Origin of the sequence: Enterobacter sp. MGH120, from assembly GCF_001037725.1 — a bacterium.
Lineage (GTDB): Bacteria > Pseudomonadota > Gammaproteobacteria > Enterobacterales > Enterobacteriaceae > Enterobacter > Enterobacter hormaechei_C.
In genome coordinates this window covers 4185544-4201638 of sequence record NZ_KQ089940.1, presented here as the reverse complement: position 1 = coordinate 4201638, position 16095 = coordinate 4185544, and the positions used below count along the sequence as shown (strand labels likewise).

Annotated in this window: 11 protein-coding genes; 6 read left to right on the top strand and 5 right to left on the bottom strand. The window is 55.6% G+C overall.

The window, feature by feature from the left end; translation table 11 throughout:
* Positions 1 to 38 precede the first annotated feature (38 nt).
* The 3 genes from aceE to lpdA all read left to right on the top strand — a co-directional run bounded on the left by aceE (position 39) and on the right by lpdA (position 6230).
* Complete coding sequence (gene aceE, locus SK54_RS19600) at positions 39 to 2702, top strand: pyruvate dehydrogenase (acetyl-transferring), homodimeric type (RefSeq protein WP_003856315.1); 2664 nt, start codon at positions 39 to 41, stop codon at positions 2700 to 2702.
* 14 nt (positions 2703 to 2716) lie between these two features.
* The gene (aceF, locus tag SK54_RS19595; RefSeq protein WP_048247814.1) at positions 2717 to 4630 is read left to right on the top strand and encodes a pyruvate dehydrogenase complex dihydrolipoyllysine-residue acetyltransferase; all 1914 of its coding nucleotides are present in this window, start codon (positions 2717 to 2719) and stop codon (positions 4628 to 4630) included.
* 175 nt (positions 4631 to 4805) lie between these two features.
* The gene (gene lpdA / locus SK54_RS19590) at positions 4806 to 6230 is read left to right on the top strand and encodes a dihydrolipoyl dehydrogenase (protein ID WP_003856313.1); all 1425 of its coding nucleotides are present in this window, start codon (positions 4806 to 4808) and stop codon (positions 6228 to 6230) included.
* Positions 6231 to 6282: 52 nt separating this feature from the next.
* Here the strand turns inward: lpdA and SK54_RS19585 are convergent, their stop codons facing one another.
* Entirely contained in the window at positions 6283 to 7074 is a 792-nt protein-coding gene (locus tag SK54_RS19585; protein ID WP_047717362.1) for a DUF2950 family protein, read from the bottom strand.
* A gap of 10 nt (positions 7075 to 7084) precedes the next feature.
* Positions 7085 to 8539 (bottom strand): DUF3300 domain-containing protein, encoded by a 1455-nt coding sequence (locus SK54_RS19580; protein ID WP_048247813.1) that lies wholly within the window; start codon positions 8537 to 8539, stop codon positions 7085 to 7087.
* A gap of 449 nt (positions 8540 to 8988) precedes the next feature.
* Between SK54_RS19580 and acnB the strand changes: the two genes are divergently transcribed.
* Positions 8989 to 11586, top strand: a complete 2598-nt coding sequence (gene acnB, locus SK54_RS19575; protein WP_017383766.1) for a bifunctional aconitate hydratase 2/2-methylisocitrate dehydratase — start codon at positions 8989 to 8991, stop codon at positions 11584 to 11586.
* Positions 11587 to 11798: 212 nt separating this feature from the next.
* Positions 11799 to 12161, top strand: coding sequence for a protein YacL (gene yacL, locus SK54_RS19570; protein ID WP_017694501.1), 363 nt, complete (start codon positions 11799 to 11801; stop codon positions 12159 to 12161).
* Positions 12162 to 12192: 31 nt separating this feature from the next.
* Here the strand turns inward: yacL and speD are convergent, their stop codons facing one another.
* From speD to SK54_RS19555, 3 genes are all read right to left on the bottom strand, one after another.
* Positions 12193 to 12987, bottom strand: coding sequence for an adenosylmethionine decarboxylase (gene speD, locus SK54_RS19565; RefSeq protein ID WP_017694500.1), 795 nt, complete (start codon positions 12985 to 12987; stop codon positions 12193 to 12195).
* Positions 12988 to 13857 (bottom strand): polyamine aminopropyltransferase, encoded by an 870-nt coding sequence (speE, locus tag SK54_RS19560; RefSeq protein WP_015572694.1) that lies wholly within the window; start codon positions 13855 to 13857, stop codon positions 12988 to 12990.
* A gap of 101 nt (positions 13858 to 13958) precedes the next feature.
* A complete protein-coding gene (locus SK54_RS19555) occupies positions 13959 to 14306 on the bottom strand; it encodes a YacC family pilotin-like protein (RefSeq protein ID WP_003856306.1) in 348 nt (115 codons plus the stop codon).
* A gap of 145 nt (positions 14307 to 14451) precedes the next feature.
* On the opposite strand from SK54_RS19555, the gene cueO reads away from it, so the two are divergent.
* The gene (gene cueO, locus SK54_RS19550) at positions 14452 to 16011 is read left to right on the top strand and encodes a multicopper oxidase CueO (RefSeq protein WP_032652587.1); all 1560 of its coding nucleotides are present in this window, start codon (positions 14452 to 14454) and stop codon (positions 16009 to 16011) included.
* Positions 16012 to 16095 lie beyond the last annotated feature (84 nt).

Here is a 16095-nt window from a genome sequence, read left to right as displayed (position 1 = left end):
AGACAAATCAACGTATTAGATAGATAAGGAATACCCCCATGTCAGAACGTCTCCAAAATGACGTGGATCCGATCGAAACTCGCGACTGGCTACAGGCGATCGAATCGGTCATCCGTGAAGAAGGTGTTGAGCGCGCTCAGTATCTGATTGATCAGCTGCTTTCAGAAGCACGCAAAGGCGGCGTGAAAGTGGCTTCAGGTGCAGGGGCTAGCAACTACGTAAACACGATTGCCGTCGAAGACGAACCGGAATACCCGGGCAATCTGGATCTGGAACGCCGTATCCGTTCTGCTATCCGCTGGAACGCCATCATGACCGTTCTGCGCGCATCCAAGAAGGACCTGGAACTGGGTGGCCACATGGCGTCCTTCCAGTCTTCTGCGACCATTTACGAAGTGTGCTTCAACCACTTCTTCCGTGCAGCTAACGAGAAAGATGGCGGCGATCTGGTGTACTTCCAGGGCCACATCTCTCCGGGCATCTATGCACGTGCCTTCCTGGAAGGTCGTCTGACTGAAGAGCAGATGAACAACTTCCGTCAGGAAGTTCACGGTAAGGGTCTGTCTTCTTACCCGCACCCTAAACTGATGCCTGAGTTCTGGCAGTTCCCGACCGTATCTATGGGTCTGGGTCCAATCGGTGCGATCTATCAGGCTAAATTCCTGAAGTACCTGGAACACCGTGGTCTGAAAGACACCTCTGAGCAGACCGTTTACGCCTTCCTGGGCGACGGTGAAATGGATGAGCCAGAATCTAAAGGCGCGATCACCATCGCGACCCGTGAGAAGCTGGACAACCTGTGCTTCATCATCAACTGTAACCTGCAACGTCTGGATGGTCCGGTAACCGGTAACGGCAAGATCATCAACGAACTGGAAGGCATCTTCGCAGGTGCTGGCTGGAACGTGATCAAAGTGATGTGGGGCGGTCGTTGGGATGAGCTGCTGCGTAAAGACACCAGCGGTAAACTGATCCAGCTGATGAACGAAACCGTTGACGGCGACTACCAGACCTTCAAATCCAAAGACGGTGCCTACGTTCGTGAGCACTTCTTCGGCAAATATCCTGAAACCGCAGCCCTGGTTGCAGACTGGACTGACGAGCAGATCTGGGCGCTGAACCGCGGTGGTCACGATCCGAAGAAAGTTTACGCTGCACTGAAAAAAGCGCGTGAAACCAAAGGTAAAGCGACTGTGATCCTGGCCCACACCATTAAAGGTTACGGCATGGGTGATACCGCAGAAGGTAAAAACATCGCTCACCAGGTTAAGAAAATGAACATGGACGGCGTGCGTTATATCCGCGATCGTTTCAACGTTCCAGTGACCGATGAGCAGGTAGAAAAACTGTCTTACATCACCTTCCCGGAAGGTTCTGAAGAGCACAAGTACCTGCACGAACGTCGTCAGGCGCTGAAAGGCTACCTGCCTGCTCGTCAGCCTAACTTCACCGAGAAGCTGGAACTGCCAGCGCTGGAAGATTTCTCTCAGCTGCTGGAAGAGCAGAACAAAGAGATCTCTACCACTATCGCTTTCGTTCGTGCCCTGAACGTGATGCTGAAGAACAAGTCGATCAAAGATCGTCTGGTTCCAATCATCGCCGACGAAGCGCGTACTTTCGGTATGGAAGGTCTGTTCCGTCAGATCGGTATCTACAGCCCGAACGGTCAGCAGTACACCCCGCAGGACCGTGAGCAGGTTGCATACTACAAAGAAGACGAGAAAGGTCAGATCCTTCAGGAAGGTATCAACGAACTGGGTGCAGGCGCATCCTGGCTGGCTGCTGCGACTTCTTACAGCACCAACAACCTGCCGATGATCCCGTTCTACATCTACTACTCCATGTTCGGGTTCCAGCGTATCGGTGACCTGTGCTGGCAGGCAGGCGACCAGCAGGCTCGCGGCTTCCTGATCGGTGGTACTTCTGGTCGTACGACCCTGAACGGTGAAGGTCTACAGCACGAAGATGGTCACAGCCACATTCAGTCTCTGACTATCCCTAACTGTATCTCTTACGACCCGTCTTACGCGTACGAAGTGGCAGTCATCATGCATGACGGCTTGCAGCGCATGTACGGTGAAGCGCAAGAGAATATTTACTACTACATCACCACCCTGAACGAAAACTACCACATGCCGGCAATGCCAGCAGGTGCCGAGGAAGGTATCCGTAAAGGTATCTACAAACTCGAAACCATCGAAGGTAGCAAAGGTAAAGTTCAGCTGCTGGGCTCCGGTTCTATCCTGCGTCACGTTCGTGAAGCAGCGCAGATCCTGGCGAAAGACTACGGTGTGGGTTCCGATGTGTACTCTGTTACCTCCTTCACTGAACTGGCGCGTGATGGCCAGGATTGTGAGCGCTGGAACATGCTGCACCCAATGGAAACCCCACGCGTTCCGTACATCGCTCAGGTGATGAACGACGCGCCAGCGGTGGCGTCTACTGACTATATGAAACTGTTCGCTGAGCAGGTTCGTACTTACGTTCCAGCTGATGATTATCGCGTACTGGGTACTGACGGCTTCGGTCGTTCTGACAGCCGCGAAAACCTGCGTCACCACTTCGAAGTTGATGCTTCCTACGTGGTAGTAGCAGCACTGGGCGAACTGGCTAAACGTGGCGAAATCGATAAGAAAGTGGTTGCAGACGCAATCACCAAATTCAACATCGATGCAGATAAAGTTAACCCGCGTCTGGCGTAAGAGGTAAAAGAATAATGGCTATCGAAATCAATGTACCGGACATCGGGGCTGATGAAGTTGAAATCACCGAGATCCTGGTCAAAGTGGGCGACAAAGTTGAAGCTGAACAGTCGCTGATCACCGTAGAAGGCGACAAAGCTTCTATGGAAGTCCCGTCTCCTCAGGCTGGCATCGTTAAAGAGATCAAAGTCTCTGTTGGCGATAAAACCGAGACCGGTAAACTGATCATGATTTTCGATTCCGCCGACGGTGCAGCAGCTGCTGCACCTGCGCAGGAAGAGAAGAAAGAAGCCGCTCCTGCTGCTGCTCCAGCAGCGGCCGCGGCAGCGAAAGAAGTGAACGTGCCTGACATCGGCGGTGACGAAGTTGAAGTCACTGAAATCCTGGTGAAAGTGGGCGATACCGTTGCGGCCGAGCAGTCACTGATCACCGTAGAAGGCGACAAAGCCTCTATGGAAGTGCCGGCACCGTTCGCGGGTACCGTTAAAGAGATCAAGATCAACACCGGCGACAAAGTGTCTACGGGTTCCCTGATCATGATTTTCGAAGTGGCGGGCGCTGAAGGCGCTGCGGCTCCAGCGAAAGCGGAAGCTGCTCCGGCTCCGGCTGCTGCACCAGCGGCTGCTGGCGGCGTGAAAGACGTTAACGTACCGGACATCGGCGGTGACGAAGTTGAAGTGACCGAAGTGATGGTAAAAGTGGGCGACAAAGTTGCCGCTGAACAGTCACTGATCACCGTTGAAGGCGACAAAGCTTCTATGGAAGTGCCTGCGCCGTTCGCCGGTACCGTTAAAGAGATCAAAATCAACACCGGCGACAAAGTATCTACCGGCTCTCTGATCATGGTCTTCGAAGTGGAAGGCGCAGCACCTGCCGCCGCTCCAGCTGCCGCGGCTGCGCCGGCACCGGCTGCTGCACCGGCACCGGCTGCTGCACCGGCTCAGGCTGCTAAACCGGCTGCTGCCCCTGCTGCTAAAGCAGAAAAATCTGAGTTCGCTGAAAACGACGCTTACGTCCACGCGACTCCGCTGATTCGTCGCCTGGCGCGCGAATTCGGTGTGAACCTGGCGAAAGTGAAGGGCACTGGTCGTAAAGGCCGTATCCTGCGCGAAGACGTTCAGGCTTACGTGAAAGATGCGGTGAAACGCGCCGAAGCTGCACCTGCTGCTGCCGGTGGCGGTATCCCGGGCATGCTGCCATGGCCGAAAGTAGACTTCAGCAAGTTCGGTGAAATCGAAGAAGTGGAACTGGGCCGTATCCAGAAAATCTCGGGTGCGAACCTGAGCCGTAACTGGGTAATGATCCCGCACGTTACCCACTTCGATAAGACCGATATCACCGATCTGGAAGCGTTCCGTAAACAGCAGAACGCCGAAGCTGAGAAGCGTAAGCTGGACGTGAAGTTCACTCCAGTGGTCTTCATCATGAAAGCGGTTGCCGCTGCCCTTGAGCAGATGCCTCGCTTCAACAGCTCCCTGTCCGAAGACGGCCAGAAGCTGACGCTGAAGAAATACATCAACATCGGTGTTGCGGTTGATACGCCAAATGGTCTGGTTGTTCCGGTCTTCAAAGACGTGAACAAGAAGAGCGTCACTGAGCTGTCCCGTGAACTGACCACCATCTCCAAAAAAGCGCGTGATGGTAAGCTGACTGCCGGCGAAATGCAGGGCGGCTGCTTCACTATCTCCAGCATCGGCGGCCTGGGTACCACCCACTTCGCGCCGATTGTGAACGCGCCGGAAGTGGCTATCCTCGGTGTGTCCAAGTCCGCGATGGAGCCGGTGTGGAATGGCAAAGAGTTCGTGCCGCGTCTGATGATGCCAATCTCTCTGTCCTTCGACCACCGCGTGATCGACGGGGCTGATGGTGCGCGTTTCATCACCATCATCAACAACATGCTGAGCGACATTCGCCGCCTGGTGATGTAATCGAAAAGCCGGCCAGTCGGCCGGCTTTTTTCTGATAATCTCATGGGGTTTTTGAGGTTATTGGTGAAAGCGATAATTCGTGAGCCGTTTGTTGTTTCAAAATTGTTAACAATTTTGTAAAATACGGGCGGATAGAACGACCCGGTGGACGACGGGTATACATTAAGAGGTCATGATGAGCACAGAAATCAAAACTCAGGTCGTAGTACTTGGGGCAGGCCCGGCAGGTTACTCCGCAGCATTTCGCGCCGCGGATTTAGGTCTGGAAACCGTCATCGTAGAACGTTACAGCACCCTCGGCGGTGTTTGTCTGAACGTCGGCTGTATCCCTTCTAAAGCGCTGCTGCACGTAGCGAAAGTTATCGAAGAAGCCAAAGCGCTGGCTGAACACGGTATCGTCTTCGGCGAGCCGAAAACCGACATCGACAAAATTCGTACCTGGAAAGAGAAAGTTATCACTCAGCTGACCGGCGGTCTGGCGGGTATGGCCAAAGGCCGTAAGGTGAAAGTGGTAAACGGTCTGGGTAAATTCACCGGTGCGAACACCCTGGAAGTGGAAGGCGAAAACGGCAAAACCGTGATTAACTTCGACAACGCGATCATCGCGGCAGGCTCTCGCCCAATCGAACTGCCATTCATTCCACATGAAGATCCACGCGTGTGGGATTCCACCGATGCGCTGGAGCTGAAAACCGTTCCTAAGCGCCTGCTGGTTATGGGCGGCGGTATCATCGGTCTGGAAATGGGTACCGTGTACCATGCGCTGGGTTCAGAGATCGACGTGGTTGAAATGTTCGACCAGGTTATCCCGGCTGCCGACAAAGACATCGTTAAAGTCTTTACCAAACGCATCAGCAAGAAATTCAACCTGATGCTGGAAACCAAAGTGACTGCCGTTGAAGCGAAAGAAGACGGTATTTACGTTTCCATGGAAGGCAAAAAAGCCCCATCTGAACCACAGCGTTACGACGCCGTGCTGGTGGCTATCGGCCGTGTGCCGAACGGTAAAAACCTCGACGCGGGCAAAGCTGGCGTGGAAGTGGACGACCGTGGCTTCATCCGCGTTGACAAACAGCTGCGCACCAACGTGCCGCACATCTTTGCTATCGGCGATATCGTCGGTCAGCCAATGCTGGCGCACAAAGGTGTTCACGAAGGTCACGTTGCCGCTGAAGTTATCGCTGGCATGAAGCACTACTTCGATCCGAAAGTGATCCCATCTATCGCCTACACCGAGCCAGAAGTTGCATGGGTCGGTCTGACTGAGAAAGAAGCGAAAGAGAAAGGCATCAGCTATGAAACCGCCACCTTCCCGTGGGCTGCTTCTGGCCGTGCTATCGCGTCCGACTGCGCAGACGGTATGACCAAACTGATCTTCGACAAAGAGACTCACCGCGTGATCGGTGGTGCGATTGTCGGTACCAACGGCGGCGAGCTGCTGGGTGAAATCGGTCTGGCTATCGAAATGGGCTGTGACGCGGAAGACATCGCGCTGACCATCCACGCTCACCCGACTCTGCACGAGTCCGTGGGCCTGGCGGCAGAAGTGTTTGAAGGTAGCATCACCGACCTGCCAAACGCGAAAGCGAAGAAGAAATAAGTTTCTTCAGATGAAAAAAGCGGCCTGAGGCCGCTTTTTTTATGCGCCGCGTTCAGGGGGTGACAGGCTGCCAGGTTTTATCCGGGTGGTATGCAGCGAGCGCCTGCGCTTTTTGTGCCGAATCGTTGCCGAGGTCTGCCTGATGCACCTTGTCATCCTGGTTAACGACAAAGCTCATTACCCCCGTCTGACCATAGCTCACGGGCCATGCAACCATCGCAAAGCCATTTTTATCCGGCAGAATGCGGAACCGATAACCGTGATAGCCCATACCAGGCTCCGGCGGGCTGAAGGCGGGACCCAGCGGGCTTGGCGCTTCGCCCGGCGAGATGGGCCAGTACAGGCCGTCTTTTAGCCCTGGTGTGCTGACAATCTTGTGCGCATAGCGATGGTTCATGGCGTAGTAGCTCTGCTGTGCGTCGACGTAGGCGTGCAGCGCTCCGATAGCCGCGAGTTCGTTGCGGCCGATTTCGCGGGTCAGGATCTCATTAGCCGCTTTCTGCATATCAAATTGCCAGCCCTCTTTTTTCTTCACTACCGGTATGGGGAGTTGCCAGCCGTTATCGCCAACTGACAGATGGGCGATATCGCCGCTGATTTCGGTACGATGGTTAATCTTCCAGTCACGCAGGAATCGAGCTACCGCCTCCGGATCAACCCCTTCAGGTGGCAGATAGTCGCGCCAGTTATCCCCCAGCAGGTCGGCCATCGCGCTCTCATTCTGCTCGCTGATGGCCTTCGTCAGGGCATTGGCCGCCTGCTCAGGCGTGGAGAAAGATTGCTGGGCGCAGGCGAAGGTGGATACCATCAACAACAGCATTCCACCGATCGGTTTCATGTTCATAGCGGCTTCCTTAACGACGATGGAATTCACGGTGTTCGGTATGATGTTCGGACAGCTGCTGGCGGCTTTCCAGCCCGCGCTGGTGCTGGGCCTGCCAGTTGGCCGAGCGGCTGTCGTTGCCGCTCAGGGCGTTTGCCCGCAGCGGCTGATGCTGAACCTGCGTCGGGCGTCTGGTTTGCGCAAGAGTATTATTCATCTGTTGTGCGTGGGGCCGCGCGCTGTCGTAGCCGCGATAGTTGCTGCGCTGAGAGAGCTGCTTTAGCTGCTGCGCGGACGCTGAATGTTGCGGGAAATGCGCGTCGCCATGCTGTAGCTGTGTGAGGGTTTTGCCCGTCGACTGCTGTACCTGCGCCATCGCGGCCTGCCGCTGGCTATCGCGGTTGACCGGCTGCTGCCGGGTAGCGCTCAGCCCGCCCGGCACTGAAGTCTGATGATAGCGGCTGGCAAGCTGGCTATTGGCGTAGGGCACGCCGTTGCGGTAGGTCGGATTATGCTGCCAGACCTGATGATTATCGGTACGGTGCTCGCCGGTGATCTTATTGAAGTTATTAACATTAATATTAATGTTATCGCCGTTATGCGAATAACCGCCGTGGTGATCGTCATCATGATCGTGATGATGATCGTCGTCATCGTCCCAGTCGATGTTACTGAACAGCGCATAGGTGGTGGCTACGCCGAGGCTATAGCCAAAGCCTCTGACAAAACTATTGGTAAACTGCTGGCCGGGAGACGGGGGCAGATACACAGGCGGATAGCTGGCGTTTGGCCACGTGCCGTAAACGGTGGAAGGGTTGTAGGTAGGGACATAAACCACCTGTGGATCGGCTGGCTCAATTTTAATCACCGTCGGACTAGCCGACGTTGACGTCGCGGCTGTACTGGTGGAGGCTGGCGCAGATTTTTTCACGGTGGTGACGGTCTGCTGCGGGGTGGATTGCAACGTGCCTGTCTGCTGCGCGAGCAGGCGCAGACGCTGCACGGAATCCATCACATCCTTTGGCTGGGCCAGAAAGGCGTCGCCGAGGCTCTGTACCCACGACGGGTTTTCTCCCATCAACGACATTAACTGCGGAAAGGCGACCAGCGATTTCACGCTGGCATCCCATGGCTGCCCGCTGACCGCCTGAATGGCGGTATCGCCCTGCATTTTAGGGTTGTCCTTTGACCACTGGGCGGCCTGAATCACGCTCGCCGGATAGGTTGAGGCCATCAGAATTTGCGACAGCAGCGCGTCGGGGTAGAGCGCAATGGGCGCTGTCCACTGATCGATCTGCGCGGCGCTATAGGCCGGAGTCGCCACCGGGGCAGGTTGTGCTGTCGGGGCGGGGAGCTGCGGGGCTACCGGCGCAAGTGCGGGAGCGGGTTCCGTTGCGCGGCTTTTAACGAACATGACGCCCGAGGCGGCAAACAGCCCCGCACTGCAAAGCAGAACAAGAAGATGTGGTTTAAAAGGCAACTTCATAGATTGACTCCAACGAGACGAGTGCAGTGCCGTGAGGCGTTGCTGTTGCCGCGAGTATCATTCACCCGTGTTTTACAGTTTTGACTTTTGTTGGGAAAACCTCCGAAGCATCCGGATAAAGAGTGTGAGTATTTATTACACAATTATATCGGATGGCTGAGCAGGCGACGGACATTCAGAAGGCCGCTCTTGCGAGCGGCCAGCAGCTAGCTGCTGGGGTGGCGACAAACTTACGGAACTGCTTTCGGGCCCGGTGACGGGGTGCTATACCATGCTTAACGATTCAGCAAATTTTTTAATGTTGCTTTTTTGTAAACAGATTAACACTGTGCAGAAATCCTGCTATGCTGCCCGACGCGGTATCGGGCATTTACCCTACAAACTGCTGTCTCACAGGAGCGTGAAGAGAACGCCCGCCGCATATGACAATGAGAGCGAGGAGAACCGTCGTGCTAGAAGAATACCGTAAGCACGTAGCAGAACGTGCCGCCGAGGGAATTGTACCCAAACCGTTAGATGCAACCCAAATGGCCGCGCTCGTCGAGCTGCTGAAGAACCCGCCTGAGGGCGAAGAAGAATTCCTGTTAGATCTGCTGATCAACCGTGTACCGCCTGGCGTAGATGAAGCTGCCTACGTAAAAGCCGGATTCCTTGCCGCCGTTGCCAAAGGCGAAGCCACCTCCCCACTGGTTACTCCTGAAAAAGCGATTGAACTGCTCGGCACCATGCAGGGCGGCTATAACATTCATCCGCTGATTGACGCGCTGGATAACGACAAGCTGGCGCCAATTGCTGCCAAAGCGCTCTCTTCAACGCTGCTGATGTTCGATAACTTCTACGATGTGGAAGAAAAAGCCAAAGCAGGCAACGTTTACGCGAAGCAGGTGATGCAGTCCTGGGCCGATGCCGAATGGTTCCTGAACCGCCCTCAGCTTGCTGAAAAAATTACCGTTACCGTCTTTAAAGTGACCGGTGAAACCAACACCGATGACCTTTCTCCGGCGCCGGATGCATGGTCTCGCCCGGATATCCCACTGCACGCCCTTGCGATGCTGAAAAACGCCCGTGAAGGCATTGAGCCGGATCAGCCAGGCGTGGTTGGCCCGATCAAACAGATCGAAGCCCTGCAACAAAAAGGTTTCCCGCTGGCTTACGTCGGTGACGTGGTTGGTACCGGTTCTTCCCGTAAATCCGCCACCAACTCCGTGCTGTGGTTCATGGGCGACGACATTCCGCACGTGCCGAACAAGCGCGGCGGCGGCCTGTGCCTCGGCGGCAAAATTGCGCCAATCTTCTTCAACACCATGGAAGATGCGGGCGCGCTGCCAATTGAAGTGGACGTGAGCAACCTGAACATGGGCGACGTGATTGACGTTTACCCGTATAAAGGCGAAGTGCGCAACCACGAAACCAACGAACTGCTGGCCAGCTTCGAACTGAAAACCGACGTGCTGATCGACGAAGTGCGTGCCGGTGGCCGTATTCCGCTGATCATCGGCCGTGGCCTGACCACCAAAGCGCGTGAAGCGCTGGGTCTGCCGCACAGTGACGTATTCCGTCAGGCGAAAGACGTGGCCGAGAGCAACCGCGGTTACTCTCTGGCGCAGAAAATGGTGGGTCGCGCCTGCGGCGTCACTGGTATCCGTCCTGGCGCGTACTGCGAACCGAAAATGACCTCCGTGGGGTCTCAGGACACCACTGGCCCAATGACCCGTGATGAACTGAAAGACCTGGCGTGCCTGGGCTTCTCTTCCGATCTGGTGATGCAATCCTTCTGCCACACCGCGGCGTATCCGAAGCCGGTTGACGTAACCACGCACCACACGCTGCCTGACTTCATTATGAACCGTGGCGGTGTCTCCCTGCGTCCGGGCGACGGCGTTATCCACTCCTGGCTGAACCGCATGCTGCTGCCGGATACCGTCGGTACCGGCGGTGACTCCCATACCCGTTTCCCAATCGGGATCTCCTTCCCGGCGGGTTCCGGTCTGGTGGCGTTTGCCGCAGCGACCGGCGTGATGCCGCTGGATATGCCGGAATCGGTGCTGGTGCGCTTCAAAGGTAAAATGCAGCCGGGCATTACCCTGCGCGATCTGGTGCACGCGATCCCGCTGTATGCCATTAAACAGGGTCTGCTGACCGTCGAGAAGAAAGGCAAGAAAAACATCTTCTCTGGCCGCATTCTGGAAATTGAAGGTCTGCCGGATCTGAAAGTGGAGCAGGCGTTCGAGCTGACCGATGCCTCTGCCGAGCGTTCTGCGGCGGGCTGTACCATCAAGCTGAACAAAGAGCCGATTATTGAGTATCTGACCTCCAACATCGTGCTGCTGAAGTGGATGATAGCGGAAGGCTACGGCGACCGTCGTACGCTGGAGCGTCGTATCCAGGGTATGGAAAAATGGCTGGCGGATCCGCAGCTGCTGGAAGCCGACGCTGACGCAGAGTACGCGGCGGTGATTGAGATCGATCTGGCGGATATCAAAGAGCCAATCCTGTGTGCGCCTAACGATCCGGACGATGCGCGTCTGCTCTCTGACGTGCAGGGCGATAAGATCGACGAAGTGTTCATCGGCTCCTGCATGACCAACATCGGCCACTTCCGTGCTGCCGGTAAGCTGCTGGATACCCACAAAGGCCAGCTGCCGACCCGTCTGTGGGTGGCGCCGCCAACCCGTATGGATGCGGCGCAGCTGACCGAAGAGGGTTACTACAGCGTGTTTGGTAAGAGCGGGGCGCGTATTGAAATCCCTGGCTGTTCCCTGTGTATGGGCAACCAGGCGCGCGTGGCCGACGGTGCGACGGTGGTTTCCACCTCAACCCGTAACTTCCCTAACCGTTTAGGAACCGGGGCGAACGTTTACCTGGCCTCTGCGGAGCTGGCGGCGGTTGCGGCGCTGATTGGCAAACTGCCAACGCCGGAAGAGTACCAGACCTTTGTGGCTCAGGTAGATAAGACGGCGGTGGATACTTATCGTTATCTGAACTTCGACCAGCTCTCTCAGTACACCGAGAAGGCTGACGGGGTGATCTTCCAGACCGCAGTATAAATGCTACCCTCTCCCGTGGGAGAGGGGCTGGGGGTGAGGGCACCAGACCGCTCCGCACCTGACCCATTGCCCGGTGGCGCTACGCTTACCGGGCCTACAAAACCCATCGCAAGGTCGGTGGGTTTTTTATTTTCATTCCTCCCGCCTCTCCCGCTTTTTTTCTTCCTCTCTGCTGCGATAATTACCCTAATGGCTTTGCAGAGGAAAACGCTATGGATTACGAATTTTTGCGCGACATCACCGGCGTGGTGAAAGTGCGAATGTCGATGGGGCACGAAGCCGTTGGACACTGGTTTAACGAAGAGGTGAAAGAGAACCTCGCGCTGCTGGATGAAGTCGAACAGGCGGCGGAAACGGTGAAAGGCAGTGAACGCTCCTGGCAACGCGCCGGGCACGAATACACGCTCTGGATGGATGGCGAAGAGGTGATGGTGCGCGCCAACCAACTTGAGTTCTCGGGTGATGAGATGGAAGAGGGAATGAGTTACTACGACGAAGAGAGCCTGTCGCTGTGCGGCGTGGAAGACTTCCTGAGCGTGTTGAACGCCTACCGCGATTTTATGAAACAGAAGTAACTCCCCGAAGCGTCCCTGCTCCGGATCACGTTTACACGGTCGGAATGTTACGGCCGTAGTAAATTTCGCGCATCTCTTTCCAGAGCAGGTCGGTAATGACCTTACGCTCTTCGTCACTTAAATCTTCCGGCCTGGTATGGAACATATAGTGCTTAAGATCGAACTCTTTAAGCATCATCTTGGTATGGAAGATATTCTCCTGATAGACGTTCACATCCATCATGTCGTACAGCGACTTCATGTCCTCGGACATGAAGTTCTGAATGGAGTTGATCTCATGATCAATGAAGTGCTTCATGCCGTTGATATCACGGGTAAAACCGCGCACGCGATAATCAATAGTGACGATATCGGATTCCAGCTGGTGGATTAAATAATTCAACGCATTCAGCGGTGAAATCACGCCGCAGGTCGACACTTCAATATCCGCGCGGAAGGTACACAGCCCGCCTTCCGGGTGGCTTTCCGGGTAGGTGTGCACGCAGATGTGGCTTTTATCCAGGTGGGCGACTACCACTTCCGGCAGCGGGCCGGGGTGCTCGGTTTTGTCGATAAGCTTCGGGTCAACCGGCTCTTCACTCACCAGAATGGTGACGCTCGCACCCTGAGGCTCATAATCCTGGCGCGCGATATTCAGGATGTTCGCGCCGATAATCGAGCAGGTCTCTGTCAGGATCTCGGTCAGACGGTTGGCGTTGTAGAGTTCATCGATATAGGCGATGTAACCATCGCGCTCTTCTGCTGTTTTGGCGTAGCAGATATCGTAAATACAAAAACTCAGGCTTTTGGTCAGATTGTTAAAGCCATGCAGTTTAAGCTTTTTCAATTAGTTCACCTCCTTTGAGGACAGCGCGTCTTGCAGATATTGAGGCAACGCAAAGGCTGCGGTGTGGATCGCCGGGTTGTAGTACCGGCACTGGAGTCCGGCCTGGTGGAAGCGGGCCTGCACGATCTCGGTAGAGAGATGGCGCAGAACGTCGTTATCCGTCGCCCAGGCAAAGGTCATGATCCCGCCGTAGTAAGTGGGGATCGCCGCCTGGTAGAAGCTGACGTCAGCAAAATAGGTGCTCAGCTTACGGTGGCTATCAAGTGCTTCATCCTGTTGCAGGAAGCAAACACCGTTTTGCGCCACAAAAATTCCGCCAGGCTTCAGGCAGCGCTTGCAGCCTTCGTAAAACGACGAGGTAAACAGCGACGCGCCCGGACCGATAGGGTCGGTACAGTCAGAGATAATGACATCAAACGTTTGCGTAGTCTGGTTAACAAAATTGACGCCATCATCGATAACCAGATTAAACCGCGGATCGTCATAGCTGCCGGCATTATGGTTGGGCAGATACTGGCGGCAGAACGACACCACACCGGCGTCGATTTCCACCATGGTGATGGTTTCGACATTCTGATGGCGAGAGACTTCACGCAGCATCGCGCCGTCGCCGCCGCCGATAATCAGCACGTCCTTCGCGTGGCCGTGGGCCAGCAGCGGGACGTGGGTCATCATTTCGTGATAGATAAACTCGTCGCGCTCGGTGGTTTGCACCACGCCGTCCAGCGCCATCACGCGGCCAAAGGCGGCGTTTTCGAAGATTATCAAATCCTGATGATCGGTTTTCTCATGATAGAGCACGTTATCCACGGCAAAATACTGACCAAACTGGTCATGCAGCGTTTCTTGCCATACCGTTTTTTCGGTCATGGGGAGCACCTCCTTCGTTAACATCCATTACATCCGGCAGATGGGCGCAACACAACACCGCCGTGAGGCGGTTAACGGGTCAACAAGGGGCGTCGGGAAGGTTACTTCACGTAGGCGAGCAGGCTGAGTGAATCGCGAGCCAGCGCTTTGCATTTTTTAGCAGTGGGAATGCCAATACCGCTTAAATCACGGTAGCTGTCTTCACCGAGCGCCTTCATGTCGAAGCTGTCGTAGTTGCTGAGGTCCCATTGGTTCTGCTGGGCAAAAAAGACCAGTGCGCGACGAATTTGCCCATTGGGTAAATTCTGGTAACCACAATCGTTTTTCAGAAAAACAAAAACTGCCGTCAGATCGGCCATATCTTCCGCTTCGTTTTCACTTAGCGCGTAACTGTTCGCACACATCGCCATCAGGCTGGCGAACAAAATTGTTCTGAAAAACGTCTTCATTGCCTTTACCACTGCATCACGGAAAATTAACGTTAGCATACTTGATGCCAGGCCGACGATCTTTATTATTGCCGCCGTGCTTGACCTTCCGGTAAGGGGAGGGTTTATGCTCAAAAGATCGCCTGCTGGAAATAAGGAAATGCACATGCAACGTCGTGATTTTTTAAAATTTTCTGCCGCACTGGGGGTTGCCAGCGCGTTACCTCTCTGGAGCCGCGCCGTTTTTGCCGCCGACAGACCGGCTTTACCCATTCCTGAATTACTCGCCGCAGATGCCCGCAGCCGCATTCAGCTTGTGGTGCAGGCCGGTAAAACCACGTTCGGTCAGCACGCCGCCACGACGTGGGGCTATAACGGCAATCTGCTCGGCCCGGCGTTGCAGTTACGCAAAGGGAAGGCGGTGACGGTAGACATTCATAACACGCTTGCGGAAGAGACCACGCTGCACTGGCACGGGCTGGAAGTCCCGGGCGAAGTGGATGGAGGGCCTCAGGGCATTATCAGGCCTGGTGGTAAACGCAGCGTAACCTTTACTCCGGAACAACGCGCGGCGACCTGCTGGTTCCACCCGCATCAGCATGGCAAAACGGGCCATCAGGTGGCGATGGGGCTGGCCGGCCTGGTGCTGATTGAAGACGATGAAAGCCGCCTGCTGCGCCTGCCGAAACAGTGGGGAATCGACGATGTCCCGGTGATTGTGCAGGACAAAAAATTCAACGCTGACGGGCAAATTGACTATCAGCTGGACGTAATGAGCGCGGCGGTAGGCTGGTTTGGCGATACACTCCTGACCAACGGCGCGATCTACCCGCAGCATGCCGCGCCAAAAGGCTGGCTGCGCTTACGTCTGCTTAACGGCTGTAACGCCCGCTCGCTGAACTTCGCCACCAGCGATAAACGCCCGCTTTACGTGGTGGCAAGCGACGGCGGCCTGCTGCCGGAGCCGGTGAAGGTGAGCGAGCTGCCGATGCTGATGGGGGAGCGCTTCGAGGTGCTGGTGGATATCAGCGATGGCAAAGCGTTTGACCTGGTGACCCTGCCGGTCAGCCAGATGGGGATGGCCGTTGCGCCGTTTGATAAGCCGCATCCGGTCCTGCGCATTCAGCCGCTACAGATCACCGCCTCCGGTACGCTGCCGGAGACCCTCACCACGCTGCCAGCACTCCCGTCGCTGGACGGGCTTACGCAGCGTAAACTTCAGCTTTCTATGGATCCGATGCTAGACATGATGGGCATGCAGGCGCTGATGAAGAAGTACGGCAATCAGGCCATGGCGGGAATGCATCATGGCCAGATGATGGGCCATATGAATATGGACCACGGTAAAATGGGCGGCATGGATCACGGCGGCCATGGTTTCGATTTCCACAACGCCAACCGCATCAACGGCAAAGCGTTCGATATGAACACGCCCATGTTCGCCGCCACGAAAGGGCAGTTTGAACGCTGGGTGATTTCAGGCGAAGGCGACATGATGCTGCACCCGTTCCATATCCACGGCACGCAGTTCCGTATTCTGTCTGAAAATGGTAAAGCGCCGGAGGCGCATCGTGCGGGCTGGAAAGATACGGTGAGGGTGGAAGGCGGCGTCAGCGAGGTGCTGGTGAAGTTTGACCACGAGGCGCCGAAAGAGTTTGCCTATATGGCCCACTGTCATCTGCTGGAGCATGAAGATACGGGGATGATGCTCGGTTTTACCGTATAAAAAAAGCCGGGTGGCGGCTTCGCCTTACCCGGCCTACATAGGGCACCCGTAGGCCCGGTATGCGTTAGCGCCACCGGGCTTTTT

Bases quoted from the DNA above. Each gene is read 5' to 3' on its own strand.
- aceE (WP_003856315.1), top strand. From the start codon at position 39: ATGTCAGAACGTCTCCAAAATGACGTGGATCCGATCGAAACTCGCGAC.
- aceF (WP_048247814.1), top strand. From the start codon at position 2,717: ATGGCTATCGAAATCAATGTACCGGACATCGGGGCTGATGAAGTTGAA.
- lpdA (WP_003856313.1), top strand. From the start codon at position 4,806: ATGAGCACAGAAATCAAAACTCAGGTCGTAGTACTTGGGGCAGGCCCG.
- SK54_RS19585 (WP_047717362.1), bottom strand. From the start codon at position 7,074: ATGAACATGAAACCGATCGGTGGAATGCTGTTGTTGATGGTATCCACC.
- SK54_RS19580 (WP_048247813.1), bottom strand. From the start codon at position 8,539: ATGAAGTTGCCTTTTAAACCACATCTTCTTGTTCTGCTTTGCAGTGCG.
- yacL (WP_017694501.1), top strand. From the start codon at position 11,799: ATGGATTACGAATTTTTGCGCGACATCACCGGCGTGGTGAAAGTGCGA.
- speE (WP_015572694.1), bottom strand. From the start codon at position 13,857: ATGACCGAAAAAACGGTATGGCAAGAAACGCTGCATGACCAGTTTGGT.
- SK54_RS19555 (WP_003856306.1), bottom strand. From the start codon at position 14,306: ATGAAGACGTTTTTCAGAACAATTTTGTTCGCCAGCCTGATGGCGATG.
- cueO (WP_032652587.1), top strand. From the start codon at position 14,452: ATGCAACGTCGTGATTTTTTAAAATTTTCTGCCGCACTGGGGGTTGCC.